Here is a 13608-nt window from a genome sequence, read left to right as displayed (position 1 = left end):
AAAAAAGAGGCAAACTAAAATAGTTTTACCTCTCTGTTTTTATTCGATTATCTCTGCACCTAAGCTTTGTTTGAAATGATTCAACGCCCATTCATGTCCGATTGGATCAAAACTTGCAACTGCCTGTTTATAAATAATGATTTTATAACCTAAATTGTAAGCATCAACAGCCGTGTGTAACACACAAATATCGGTACAAACACCTACTAAATGCACCTCTGTAATACCTCTTTCACGTAGACGAATATCTAAATCGGTCCCACTAAAAGCTGAATAATGGCGTTTATCAATCCAATAAACTGTAGCTTGTTTACGCGTTCTTTCATAAACATCTGCAAGTTTCCCGTAAAGATTTCGCCCAGTCGTTCCCACAATATTGTGAGGTGGAAATAAATCATTCTCTGGATGGTAAGGATCATTTGTATCATGGGAATCAATCGCGTAAACCACAAAATCTTTATTTTCAGTGAATGTTTTTGTGACTTCCACTAACGCTTCCTCAATAGCTTGACCCGCACTACCCGTTGTTAAAGCAGCCTTCGTTTCCACAAAATCATTTGTGTAATCGATTGAAATCAACGCTCTCATTCTAGGTCCTCCATTTCAACTATAAGATAGATTAAACCAGATGCTCTACAAAATTAATCACCATTTGTGCAGATTTTTCTCCAGCTTCTTCAATAAATTCATCAAATGTTTGAGAAGCTTCATGGTCTGCTGTATCACTGATTGCTCTAACTACTAAAAATGGGATATTAAATTGAGCCGCTGCTTGCGCAATTGCCGCACCTTCCATTTCACAAGCCAATGCTTCTGGAAATTCCGTAATGATTTCTTTGACTTTTTTCTGATCGTTGACAAAAGAATCTCCTGTTACGATCAATCCGTTATGAATCGACATTCCTGTTTTATCTGCTGCTTTTTTCATTTCAATTTTTAAGTAGTCACTTGATTCAAAATACAATGGCATCCCCGGTACTTGTCCCAATTGATAGCCAAATCCAGTAACGTCCACATCAAAATAAGCTAATTTGTCCGCGATGACTAAATCACCTACAGCTAAACCTTGGCCAATACCGCCTGCAGAACCTGTATTAATTACCATATTAACACCATATTGATGAATCAAAATAGTCGTCGTAACGGCTGATAAAACTTTACCAATACCAGAACGAACAACAATCACTTCATGACGTCCTAAAGATCCAGACACAAATACTGCCCCAGCCTTTTCCCAAGATCGAGTATCCGATAATTTTTCTTTTAAAATTTTTACTTCTTGATCCATAGCGCCGATAATTCCAATTTTCATTGTGATTTCCTCTTTTCTATAAATTCAATACTATAAATATAACAATAGCTAGCAAAATTCCCACAACAATGATCGCTTTAGTTAATGTGTTGCTGCGTTCACGGATTTTTGTTTGCTCATTTGAACGAGATTTTGTAACTTCCTTTTGCTTTTTATGCTCTTTACGATAGAAGTTAGATATTTCTTTTTCTTTTTTACGGTACTCTTTATCAGCTTCTTTTTGTTCCTGCTCAAATAATCTTTGTGCTTCTTTGTCAGCTTCTTCTTTTCGTCTCCGTAATTCTGTCCGAGTGACTAGCGGACCTTTACTCATTGTTTATCCTCCTTCAGCAGCCTTTTTAATTGCTGCAGTTCCCAAAATTGCACGGCAAAGATCGTTTTTGCATCACAAATTAATCCACTAGTGATTTCAGCCTTCGCTTCCTCTAGTGTTAATGTATATAATTCTAAAACTTCATCGTCATCTTGAGGACGAGGATTAGGAACTTTTTCTAAATCTTCGGCATAATAAACATGAAGTAGTTCATCAGCGAATCCAGGAGAAACATACATAGAAGTTACAAAGGTCAATTTATTTGCTCGAAAACCAGTCTCTTCTTCTAACTCTCTTTCTGCTGTCTCTTTTGGGTAGTCATGTTCACCAGGATCGATTTTTCCAGCAGGAATTTCCAAAAGAACTTTCTCCATTGGTTTTCTAAATTGCTTGACCATAATTATTTTATTATCCGCAGTAATCGGAATGACCGCAACAGCTCCTGAATGGAAAACTAATTCACGTGTGCTAGTTTCACCATTTGGCAAACGTACTTCATCTACGACAACCTCAATGATCTGCCCTTTAAATATTTCTTTTCTGGAAATCGTCTTCTCCTCAAACTGTTCAAAGTTCATCATGTCCTTCACCAATCTTTCTATGGATATAATACCTCAATTTTGAAATTTTATCACTTATCATTCTTTTTGTGAATCCTTTGTTCGCTATATTCAGGTATTTTCTGCTCTTATTAACAATTAATTAAGTATTACCATAATTTTTCTACCTCAATTAATTATATCAGTCTATAAAATTTGCACCAGTTTCATCTAATATTAACATAGGAAAAAGAGAAGCAACACTAGATTACTAGCTTTGCTTCCCCTTCTAAAAGTATAATCAGTTTATTTAGCTTACTTGCATGTTCTTATTTTTGTAATTCAACCAGAGAGTTCATGATTTTGATCATATCATCTTTGTTATTCTCTTTTTTATCCGCCAATGTCCAACTGATGCACTGTAAATAATGATCTTTACTTTCCATCAAATCATAGATATAGAAAACTTCTACATCATCTTTGGTCGCAGTGAACATACGGCGCTCACCCTTAAGTTCATTGTATTTGATCGTTTCTTTCTTCTCATCTGTTCGTTCACCTAAGTCAGATAAATCGACTGAGTTTTTGAATGCATCAAAACTGTCAAAATCTTTTTTGGCTTCACTTAAAACCATATAATATTCTTCATTTGCAGTATTTTTCAAACTTACATCAGCATTATCACTTAATTCCTTTGTCTCTACTGACTGCCAACCATCTGTTAGTTCTACTTTAAAGTTGCCATTTTTTGTTTTGATTACTTCTATCTTGCCTTTAGCTTGATCTTTTGGTTCTTCAGTGGCCTTTGTATTTTCATCGACTGACTCACTTGTCGAAGTCGATTCTCTAGGTTCATAAAACACTTCATCGTCCCCATAAGAACTTGATTCTTCTATACTAGAACTTGTTTCCTCTATATAACTATCATCGTCATCTTCCACGACTTTACGTCCAGAACAGCCCGAAATCATCAATCCAATCAATAATATAGTAATGATTTTAAGTTTTTTCACAATGTTTCTCCTTTTTATCGTAATCATTATCTACTATTATACCCCACGTTTGTCTATTTTTCTCATATTTTTTTTGACTTTTCTGTGAAAGATTTCATTCTTTCTACATCTTAAGTAGTAAAAAACGCTATTTTCTCTTGCCATTTCTTACATTTTCTCTAAATATCAAAATCAACCTTTGGACTGATATTCTTTATTGAGTAGAATGTGCTAAAATAACTTATATAACGAAAGATAGTAACTTTCGATGAAATGAATGATTGGAGGGAATTTAAAATGAGAAAAAGAAAACTTATCAAGATAATAACTTACTTAATTTTAGCAGGTATCGTTCTGCGTTTTATTACCGGTGTCCATATACCAGCAGTTGCGGTGGTTCTTTTGATTCTTATAGTCCTGATTTTCACTGGTTCAAAGAAAAAAGCTGAGAAAAAAGAAGAACTGCCTAATCTTACAAAGTCCAAAGAGGAACACTACGAAACGATCGGCATGACTGATCAAGAGATCATTTTTTTCCGAGATACGATGAACACTGCTAAAAAACAAATCGTCCAGCTACAAGAAAATATGAACACTTCTACTAAATTAAGAGCGATCGATTTACGTAATGATACGTTGCGTGTATCAAAAGCTTTATTTAAAGAATTAGTCAAAGATCCAAAAAAATTACACTTGGCTAACCATTTTCTTTATACGCACTTACCAAACTTGGTAGATCTAACAAGTAAATATTTGGAAATTGACGCTCATGAAATCAAAAATAAACAAACTTATGGAAAACTGGAAGAAAGTGCTCAAATTATCGATCAAGTCTCTAAATTGATCAAAAAGGACTATGAACAGTTCGTATCAGAGGATTTAGAAGATTTAGATGTTGAGATATCCGTTGCTAAAAATAGTTTAAAAAGAGATAATGATAGTAGTCAAAATAAAGAGGAATAGATTTGCTTAAAAACATAGTGATTAAAATGAGCTGATGTTGAAAAGAACTGATGAGAGCATTACACCCCTTCTTACTCTCATCGGTTCTTGAGAGTATAAACTCGATAGATGTAAAATAGAAATTGAACGAACTCTTTCAGCTTTTAGTCGTATCTAGCTTCAAGAGCAAGCCTCTCGGGTAAAAGATAAAAAATAACTGGGGTTAAAAGCACCTCAATCATTTTTTTCTATTTTCCCATCGAGGCTGACCAAGCTCTTTCAGCTTTTAAATTTAGGAGGAATTATAATGGAAAATGAGCCAAAAGATATAACGCCAGTAAATGACACGCTGGATGATTTGTTGAATAACCCGTTTTCAACACCCATTGATTCGTTGACAACAACACAAAAAAGTGAGATTTCTGCTCTGCAGGATAAGCAAGTCGCTGACCGTTTAGTGGATAAATTGCCTGCAGATAGACAAGCACAAGCACGAGAACTTGCTTCAAAGATCGATGTTCAAGATTCGCAAGCTGTTATTACATACGGTTCTGCTGCCCAAACGAAATTAAGTGAATTTTCTCAATCAATGTTAAATCATGTACAAGCACAAGATATTGGTCCTGTCGGTGATTCATTAACTGACCTTATGTTCCGTTTAAGTGAAGCGAATCCTGATCAACTTAGAGCAGGTGAAGGGAATTTCTTTTCAAAAATGCTTGGAAAAGTAAAGCAATCGGTTTTTGAAATCACTGCGAAATATCAAAAAATCGGTGCCCAAATCGATAAAATTTCGATAAAATTGGATCATGAAAAAAATGGTCTTTTGAAAGACAATTTAATGCTTGATCAGTTATATAATAAAAACAAAGACTATTTTGATGCATTGAATATTTATATTGCCGCAGGGGAGTTGAAGATGGAAGAACTTCAAACAACTATCATCCCCGAAGCGATGAAAAAAGCCGAAGAATCTGGCGATCAAATGGATGTTCAAATAGCGAATGATTATACACAATTTTTAGATCGCTTAGACAAAAGAACTCATGACTTACGTTTAGCTCGTCAAATCACGATTCAACAAGCACCGCAAATCCGTTTGATTCAAAATACGAATCAGGCGTTAGCAGAAAAAATTCAAGCATCAATCAACACAGCCATTCCACTATGGAAAAACCAAGTCGTGATTGCCTTGACTTTATTACGACAAAAAGATGCTGTTACAGCACAACGTCAAGTATCTGAAACAACCAATGATTTATTAAAGAAAAATTCAGAAATGCTTAAAATCTCTGCAATCGAAACTGCTAAAGAAAATGAACGCGGAATCGTGGATATCGACACATTACAAAAAACTCAAAATGATTTAGTTGAAACAATACAAGAAACCTTGCGAATCCAGCAAGAAGGTAAAGAAAAACGTCGTGCTGCTGAAATCGAATTAGGTAACATGGAAGAAGATTTAAAAAGCAAATTATTAGAATTAACGCAATAAAATCAATAAGAAGCGAAGTTGGGACAGAAGCGTTTATTCGGATTCCTTAAGGCTAGGATATAACTCGTAGAGTTACGTCCTAGCCTCGTTTCGTGTATTAATTTATAATTGTCTAAAATTCTTATATACTCATAGTCAATTCCACCCGATACAAAGGCTATTGTGCTTTCTTAACTGAAATAATAATGCGCATGATTCTTACACTCTACATTAAATTGATGCTCACAGTTTGGACATTTTTTATACTTTGTATACTCTAAAAACGTCATTTCATGATGACACACGCCGCAAAGTACAACTTTATCGCTTGGATTCTTTTTTGTTGGCCATGGTAAAAAATCATGATTTTCCTGATTATTATGACAACGATAACAAGCATAATACTTTTTACAACAGTAACATTTATTAGCAATAACATCCTCTAACAAATCATAATGAATACATCTACCAAAATTATCAATAGTTAAACCAAAGATTTTTTCTATACTATCATCCCTTTTTGTTCAAAGTTTTTGATATTCTTCGAGCTAGAATAGCCGTAATAAATGCCTTGATTATATCCCCTGGAATAAATGCCAAACTAGCAATCAAACTATTTGATAATGAAACATTTGAAATCAGACTGATCCCTACTGCACCCAAAAAATCTATAAATACAACACCGAAAAGAAATGTAATGACAAAGGCAGCAAAGACTCCTTTATTGTTTGGATTAAATTTTTCGGTCATCCAACCAATCAAAAATGAAGCAAATGGATAGGCAATAAGATAACCGGCCGTAACACTGAAAAAAACCATCAGTCCACCTCGACCACCAGCTAATAATGGAAAACCTAACGCTACTAATAATAAAAACAGTACTGTAGAAATCGTTCCATTTTTTTTTCCTAGTAATAAACCACTGAGCATGAAGCCCGCATTTTGAATTACGATAGGAACTGGCAGTAAACCTATTGGAATTGGCGGAAAAAAACCTAAAACAATAATGATACTGATCATAATAGCAATTTTTGTGATCTCTTTTGTTTTCATATTTCCCTCCCTATTAAACTATTTTTATCTATTTAAAAATACTATTTCTCCCGACTTTTGTCAACCTTTTCAAAATAAAGGTTGACAAAAGTCGATTATTCCTTAAATAAAAATAGAACTCCTTTATTTTAAAAGCTTAATTTTAGTGATTCATTACTTTTTCCAGTATCTTTGGTTGTTTTTCCTGATGAGAATGATACAATAAAGTAAAAATTACTTTTATCTAGTTTAGAGAGGATGAATAACTTGATACACTTTAATTCAAAGGAAGAAGAAAGACAGTATTATGAACAACAAGCCGATGAAACGACATTTTTAAAATGGTACCATCAACAAGAACTTCCTGAATACGAAAAACCTTCTCTGACTGTAGATATTGTTTTGATGTGTTATAACAAGGAAGAAGACCAACTAAAAATACTTTTAATTAAAAGAAAAGGTCATCCTTATAGAAATTCTTGGGCCTTACCAGGTGGGTTTGTGAATAGAAATGAATCAACTGGCGAAAGTGTGCTGCGAGAGACGAAAGAAGAAACAGGCGTCTTTATCTCAAAAGAAAATATCGAGCAGCTTCACAGCTTTAGTCGACCAGACCGTGATCCACGAGGCTGGGTCGTAACGGTGAGTTATTTGGCATTTATCGGAGAAGAGCCTTTGATTGCAGGAGATGATGCTAAAGAAGTTCGCTGGTTTACGATGGAACGTGAAAATAACACTCTTTCTCTTACAAACGCTGATGTAGAAATTATTTTAGATTTAACCACCGGATCTTCGACTGGAAAAGATGCCTTAGCCTTTGATCATAGTGAAATTATTTTGAAAGCTTTTAATCGAGTGGCAAATAAAATGGAGCATGATCCTCAGGTTCTTCAAGTCTTAGGAAAAGATTTTACGATTACAGAAGCCAGGAAGGTTTTTGCTAAGTTTTCTGGTATTGATTATAAAAATATTGATCACTCAAATTTTAAAAAAGCGATGTTTCATCATTTTGAAGAAATTGGAGAACGCCCTGTCGGGATCGGTCGTCCTTCGAAAATTTATCAGCTAAAATCTGAACATTCATAATCACCAACAACACACTTATCAAAAAGAAGGATAATGACATGGTCGTCTATTTAAGAAAAGCTGTACCAACTGATTTACCTAATATATTGCAGATCATTTCATCTGCTAGAGAACACCTCTTTAATAATAATATTCCTCAATGGCAACATGGAGAAGGACCCACTCAACAGATATTAGAGCAAGATATCTTTCAAGAACACTGTTATGTGTTGATTGTTGATCAAAAAATTGCAGGTTTGGGAATTATCTCAACAGATATTGAACGTCCTTATGAGGAAATCAGAAATGGTGATTGGCAACAAAGCAATCTTAGTTATGCAACAATTCACCGTGTGGCTCTTGGTTCTGATTATCAGGGTAAAGGATTAGCATTAGTTTTGATAAATCACCTTATTACCACCGCTAGGCTAAATAATTATTTAAACATTCGGATTGATACCCATCCAAAAAATAAAGCTATGTTACAGCTAATAAAGAAAGCTGGTTTTACCTACCAAGGCGATATTTTATTACCAAGTTCCAACGGTGAGCGAGTTGCTTATCAATTAGTATTACGTTAATAAAGATATCAATTTAAAATAAGAGGAAGAAACAAAACTTAATATCTGTTTTGTTTCTTCCTCTTAAATCAATTATTTTAGAATTTGTTTCGCAATAAAACTCGAATATCTTACTTGCCCATCCACATTTGGGTGGACACGGTCATCATAAAACCACTCTTCATGTTCATTACTATAATCATACCAATCTATAACAACTAAATTTTTGTATTTATTTTTCATTGTTTCGAGCATAGTATTGACTTCGTTTTGCCATCTCCTTGTGGGAACTCGCACATTAATCCAAAAGACTTTACGTTCTGGACCAATTGCTTTCATAAATTCATCAAATTGAGCTTCAGTGAATGATCCGTTCGTCCCAAGGCCAACTAAAACATTATTTTTTAATAATTTTTCTTTATCTAATTTTTCAATAATTGGGGCACTCGTATAAAGTTGTCTACCTACTTCACCATCAACAATCATCTTAGGAAAAATCTCTTGAAGTCCTGCCGCCGCATCCAAAATAACGGAATCTCCAAATGCTGTTATTTCCATTTCTTGTGCTTTCTTAACTTCTTGCGCAGTTAAATCAAAATTTGCTTCTGGTTTTGGTGCTGGTTGTTTGGTAGAATCTTGCGTTTCCCCTTCATTTTTAGCTTTTTCTTCCTCTTTTCTCTGCTCTGCTTTCTTTTTATTCGCTTCAATATTTTTTTGCAACTGTTGCTGGTCAGCGGTCACTTCATTAGAAGGGGCAATCGCTAGGGCGAACAATGCAAAGCAAGATAACACAACACTGATCAACGCGGTCATTTTAGAAACTGTAAACCAAGGTTTTCGGAAAAAATCTTTGATGGCCAACCACGTATATTTATAATAAAATTTGCCTAGTGGTTTTTCAATAAAACGATATGATAATTCGCTGATTCCCAAAATCAAGGCAATCTCTATCAAGGAGTGCAAATACACATGATCACTGAGATTTTGGATTTTAGCTTCATAAAAAATCATAATTGGAAATTGATACAAATAAATGCCGTAACTTCTTTTTCCTACCCATTTAAACACAGGATTCGTCAACCAATTGTTTAAATCAGCTCCTGGATGAGCGGTAACGGCAACCAATAACGTTGCAAAAATACTAACAATAAACATGCCTCCGTAATATACAAAAGCTAGATGATCGGATAAGGATACGAATGAAAGTAGTAAGACTACTAAAGAAAAAATTCCTATACCGTTCAATAATTTTTTTGCTTTTATCGGGATTTCTTCTTTCAAACGGAAGCTAGGCCAAACAAAAGCCAATGCACTTCCCATTAAGATCGAAAATAGTCGTGTATCTGTTCCATAATAAACCCTCGTTGGATCTGCTCCTGGAGTATACAACACTGCCATTAAAATTCCTGATCCAACAGCTAGCCCCATAACTAGTCCAAAAATTTTACCGCTATTTTTAACATACTTTTTAAGAACAATAAATAACAAAGGCCAAATCAAATAATTCTGTGTTTCAACAGCTAATGACCAGATATGAGTAAATGGAGACTGCGTTGTAAAACGATCAAAATAAGAAAAACCTCTAAAAATCTGCCACCAGTTATTATAGTAAAATACACTACTGGCGACTACACTGCGTAAATTATTTAATAAATCTCTTTGAAAGAGCACTATATAAGCCGATGAGGTAATCAGCATGGCAAGCAATCCCGGATAGAGTCGTTTCATCCGACGAATGTAAAAACCTTTAACGTCAATCGTTTCAGTTTTAAGCCATTCTTGTCTAAGTAAATCAGTAATAAGATAGCCAGAAACTGCAAAAAAAATAGGGACACCTAAATAGCCCCCACGCATTGTGTTAGGGAACAAGTGATACAGAATCACGCCAACAACTGCAATTGTTCGAATCCCATCGAACCCAGTAATATAACGGCGATTTACTGTCCTTTTAATATTATTCATTTATATTCCAACTTTACTAGTATTCTTTTTTTTTATTTCGTGTAATTTTTAACAAAGATGTCATGATAGTTAAAAACATTGATTATAGAAAAAATATGTGATGTTTAATTAAAAAGTAGTCAATTGAAGGAAACCAATTTCTATCTGGCTCATGATCTTTGACAGTCGTAGTTTTTGACTGATTTAACGTAGCAAATTAAATATACGTTCTTTCTTAGTAAATGGCAAGAACTCTTACTCTGTTTCTTTATTTTTTTAAGTAAATTTTAGATAATTTTAACGTATGTTTTGATGGCTTTTTTTTAACTTCTATGAAACACTATTTTTAAGTTTTTAAAAAGCTAACATAACAACACGAACATCGAAATTTATATTATTTTAGTCCATTTTTAGTTTGTCTTAATGGGCTTGATTTTAAAGACAATTATTCTTTTTCTGGATATTAATGCAGATTTCCCTTAAACTTGTTAATAAAAAAAGAAGCTAGAACATAACTCTACGAGTTATATCCTAGCCTGAAAAATTGATGGATCGTTCAAAAAAACTCTATTTAAATAAGATTAAACAAGCAATGCATATAATGATGGATTATCACTAAGATCAATATAATTTGGATCAAAAGAAGCCATTTTATTTAATAAATTCGATAATTCATTTTTGTCTTTCAATAGTATTCCTAAAACGACTGGTCCTGTTCCACGATTGACTTTTTTAGTATATTCAAAACGAGTGATATCATCATTTGGTCCTAAAATATCTGTTACAAATTCTCTTAAGGCTCCTGGCCGTTGCGGGAAATTAATCACAAAATAATGTTTTAATCCTTCAAAAATCAATGAACGTTCTTCGATTTCTTCCATACGGTTGATATCATTATTGCCACCACTGATGATGCAAACTACATTTTTTCCTTTTATGTCTTCCTTGATTAACTCTAAAGCAGAAACACTTAAGGCTCCAGCTGGCTCAACAACGATTGCTTGTTTAGTGTAGAGCTCTAGAATCGTTGAACAAACCTGTCCTTCGTCTACTGCCAGCAACTCATCTACATACTCAAGTGCATGTTCATAAGTTAAGTCTCCAACTTGTTTGACTGCTGCCCCATCTACAAATTTTTCAACACTATCTAGCATGACTGGTTTTCCTTCATTAAAAGCAGCGCGCATTGATTGAGCCCCAAGTGGCTCCACACCTATGACGGCCGTAGTTGGACTAACGCTTTTTGTATAAGTTGAAACGCCACCAACTAAACCTCCACCGCCAATTGCCGCTAATAAATAATCTATTTGAAATTCAGACTCTTTTGCTTCTTGAAATACTTCTACCGCTACCGTTCCTTGTCCTGCCATAATATTTAAATCGTTGAAAGGATCTATAAAAGCTTGATTATTGGCTCTGGCATATTCTTTAGCGGCTTTAGCTGAAGCATCGAAAGTATCACCGATCAATTGAACCGATACTTCATCTCCGCCAAAAAATTTTACTTGAGAGATTTTTTGTTGTGGTGTCGTTGTCGGCATAAAGATTGTTGCAGACACTTTCATTTCATGGCAAGTATACGCTACTCCTTGAGCATGATTTCCTGCGCTGGCACAGACAACTCCGTTTTTCAGCATATTGTGAGGCGTTTGCTTAATTGCATAGTAGGCCCCTCTTAATTTGAATGAACGAACTTTCTGTAAATCTTCTCTTTTTAAATAAACATTGCATTGGTATTTTTGCGATAGGTACATATCATACTGCAATGGTGTTTTGGTTACTACGTCTTTCAGCACATCGAATGCGTTCTCTATATTTTCTTTTGTTAATTCTACCAAATTTTCCTCACCCTTTATTATTATGTAAAAGGTTGAGAAAAAAATTTCTCAACCTCTTTTTTTCGTTTAGTCTTCTTTTGATACGAAAGGCATCATTTTACGTAACTCTGCTCCAACTTTTTCAATTGGATGTCCAGCATTGTCTTTACGCATTTGGTTGAATTCTTTAAAGCCATTTTTATTATCATCGATAAAGCCTTTAGCAAACTTGCCATTTTGGATATCTGTAAGAACTTCTTTCATGTTCGCTTTTGTTTCAGCAGTCACAACACGAGGACCTGAAACGTAATCACCATATTCAGCAGTATTTGAGATTGAGTTACGCATTTTTTCAAATCCTCCCTCATAAATAAGATCAACAATCAATTTCAATTCGTGACATACTTCAAAGTAAGCTAATTCTGGTTGGTAGCCAGCTTCTGTTAAGGTTTCAAAACCTGCTTCAATCAAGCTAGTCAAACCACCACATAGTACTGCCTGTTCACCAAATAAATCTGTTTCAGTCTCTTCTTTAAATGTTGTTTCTAATACCCCAACACGGGTTGCGCCAATTCCTTTGGCATAAGATAATGCTACATCACTCGCTTTGCCTGTTGCATCTTGATATACTGCAAATAATGCTGGCACTGCAAATCCTTCTGTAAAGGTACGACGAACAAGATGTCCTGGTCCTTTAGGAGCAACTAAGAAAACATCCACATCTTTTGGTGGGTTGATTACATCAAAATGAATATTAAAGCCGTGACCAAATGCTAACGCATTGCCTGCTTCTAAATTAGGTGCAATCTCTTTGTCATAAAGATCTCCTTGGATTTCATCCGGAGCCAAAATCATGACTACATCTGCTTTTTTAGATGCTTCTTCAACTGATAATACATCAAAGCCATCGTTCTTGGCCGCTTCTGCTGATTTTCCTTCACGAATCCCGATGATCACTTGGTTTCCATTGTCTCTTAAGTTTTGTGCATGTGCATGCCCTTGTGAACCGTAGCCAATGATTGCGATTGTTTTTCCTTGTAACTGATTGTTTTCTACTGAGTTATCATAATATACTTTTGCCATTGTTAAACCCTCCAAATTTTTTATGCTTATAAGCGTATGCTTTAAGACCTGTTTTTAGTTGTTGCCTCTGGTAAATCCAGTGACGCCTGTTCGTGCTAGTTGTTTAATGCCATATGGTGCCACGACATCAACGAAGGCACTGATTTTTTCACTAGTTCCTGTGACTTGAATCACCACTGAGCGAGTACCGACATCGATAACATTCGCTCTAAATGGATCGATCACTGAAAACAATTCTGCTCGTGTAGCAGCTGGAGCATTGACTTTCACTAACGCTAGCTCTCTTTCTAAATGAGGTTCGTCCGTAATGTCGGAAACTTTTATCACATCGATCTGCTTGTTTAATTGTTTAGTCACTTGTTCGCTTTCATTTAAGTCTGCTACTTGAACAATGATCGTGATTCTTGAAACCGCCTCTAATTCCGTTGGTCCTACGGAAATACTATCGATATTGACCTGTCTTCGTGTCAAAACGCCACTAAAGCGATTTAAGACACCAGAATTATTATTGACTGTAGCTGTAATGATTCGTCTCATT

At 34.9% G+C, this 13608-nt stretch carries 14 protein-coding genes; 4 read left to right on the top strand and 10 right to left on the bottom strand.

Translation table 11 applies throughout. From position 1 onward, the window contains the following. Positions 1 to 39 precede the first annotated feature (39 nt). The 5 genes from AC4BC4_RS05145 to AC4BC4_RS05125 all read right to left on the bottom strand — a co-directional run bounded on the left by AC4BC4_RS05145 (position 40) and on the right by AC4BC4_RS05125 (position 3177). A complete protein-coding gene (locus AC4BC4_RS05145) occupies positions 40 to 588 on the bottom strand; it encodes a cysteine hydrolase family protein (protein ID WP_490476987.1) in 549 nt (182 codons plus the stop codon). Positions 589 to 619: 31 nt separating this feature from the next. Next, positions 620 to 1312 (bottom strand): 5'-methylthioadenosine/adenosylhomocysteine nucleosidase, encoded by a 693-nt coding sequence (locus tag AC4BC4_RS05140; protein ID WP_438758683.1) that lies wholly within the window; start codon positions 1310 to 1312, stop codon positions 620 to 622. Positions 1313 to 1328: 16 nt separating this feature from the next. Further along, the gene (gene macP / locus AC4BC4_RS05135) at positions 1329 to 1625 is read right to left on the bottom strand and encodes a cell wall synthase accessory phosphoprotein MacP (protein ID WP_438758682.1); all 297 of its coding nucleotides are present in this window, start codon (positions 1623 to 1625) and stop codon (positions 1329 to 1331) included. After that, positions 1622 to 2206, bottom strand: coding sequence for an NUDIX domain-containing protein (locus AC4BC4_RS05130; RefSeq protein ID WP_490476986.1), 585 nt, complete (start codon positions 2204 to 2206; stop codon positions 1622 to 1624). The genes macP and AC4BC4_RS05130 overlap by 4 nt, the downstream gene beginning before the upstream one ends. Before the next feature lie 287 nt (positions 2207 to 2493). Beyond that, on the bottom strand, positions 2494 to 3177 hold the full coding sequence (locus AC4BC4_RS05125) for a hypothetical protein (RefSeq protein ID WP_490476985.1): 684 nt from the start codon (positions 3175 to 3177) through the stop codon (positions 2494 to 2496). 276 nt (positions 3178 to 3453) lie between these two features. On the opposite strand from AC4BC4_RS05125, the gene AC4BC4_RS05120 reads away from it, so the two are divergent. Both AC4BC4_RS05120 and AC4BC4_RS05115 read left to right on the top strand, forming a co-directional pair. Further along, entirely contained in the window at positions 3454 to 4119 is a 666-nt protein-coding gene (locus tag AC4BC4_RS05120; protein WP_490476984.1) for a 5-bromo-4-chloroindolyl phosphate hydrolysis family protein, read from the top strand. Between the two features lie 286 nt (positions 4120 to 4405). Beyond that, positions 4406 to 5593 carry a toxic anion resistance protein gene (locus AC4BC4_RS05115; RefSeq protein WP_438758678.1) on the top strand — a complete coding sequence of 396 codons (1188 nt, stop codon included), beginning with the start codon at positions 4406 to 4408 and terminating at the stop codon, positions 5591 to 5593. A gap of 489 nt (positions 5594 to 6082) precedes the next feature. Here AC4BC4_RS05115 and AC4BC4_RS05110 read toward each other — a convergent pair whose 3' ends face one another. Next, on the bottom strand, positions 6083 to 6625 hold the full coding sequence (locus AC4BC4_RS05110) for a biotin transporter BioY (protein WP_438758677.1): 543 nt from the start codon (positions 6623 to 6625) through the stop codon (positions 6083 to 6085). Between the two features lie 246 nt (positions 6626 to 6871). On the opposite strand from AC4BC4_RS05110, the gene AC4BC4_RS05105 reads away from it, so the two are divergent. Both AC4BC4_RS05105 and AC4BC4_RS05100 read left to right on the top strand, forming a co-directional pair. Beyond that, the gene (locus AC4BC4_RS05105) at positions 6872 to 7690 is read left to right on the top strand and encodes an NUDIX domain-containing protein (RefSeq protein WP_490476983.1); all 819 of its coding nucleotides are present in this window, start codon (positions 6872 to 6874) and stop codon (positions 7688 to 7690) included. A gap of 38 nt (positions 7691 to 7728) precedes the next feature. Then, positions 7729 to 8250, top strand: a complete 522-nt coding sequence (locus AC4BC4_RS05100; protein ID WP_490476982.1) for a GNAT family N-acetyltransferase — start codon at positions 7729 to 7731, stop codon at positions 8248 to 8250. Between the two features lie 72 nt (positions 8251 to 8322). On the opposite strand, the gene AC4BC4_RS05095 is transcribed toward AC4BC4_RS05100, so the two are convergent. The 4 genes from AC4BC4_RS05095 to ilvN form a co-directional block, all read right to left on the bottom strand. Then, positions 8323 to 10191: an acyltransferase family protein gene (locus AC4BC4_RS05095; RefSeq protein WP_490476981.1), complete on the bottom strand. Its 1869-nt coding sequence runs from the start codon at positions 10189 to 10191 to the stop codon at positions 8323 to 8325. 560 nt (positions 10192 to 10751) lie between these two features. Continuing rightward, positions 10752 to 12008, bottom strand: coding sequence for a threonine ammonia-lyase IlvA (gene ilvA / locus AC4BC4_RS05090; RefSeq protein WP_438758673.1), 1257 nt, complete (start codon positions 12006 to 12008; stop codon positions 10752 to 10754). Positions 12009 to 12074: 66 nt separating this feature from the next. Next, positions 12075 to 13070, bottom strand: a complete 996-nt coding sequence (gene ilvC / locus AC4BC4_RS05085; RefSeq protein ID WP_438758672.1) for a ketol-acid reductoisomerase — start codon at positions 13068 to 13070, stop codon at positions 12075 to 12077. A gap of 54 nt (positions 13071 to 13124) precedes the next feature. Next, the gene (ilvN, locus tag AC4BC4_RS05080) at positions 13125 to 13607 is read right to left on the bottom strand and encodes an acetolactate synthase small subunit (RefSeq protein WP_438758671.1); all 483 of its coding nucleotides are present in this window, start codon (positions 13605 to 13607) and stop codon (positions 13125 to 13127) included. Position 13608: the final 1 nt, after the last annotated feature.

The sequence above is a fragment of the Enterococcus sp. AMC1086 genome, from assembly GCF_058216575.1.
The sequence above is the reverse complement of the archived record's forward strand: the minus strand, read 5'-3'. Positions and strand labels throughout refer to the sequence as shown.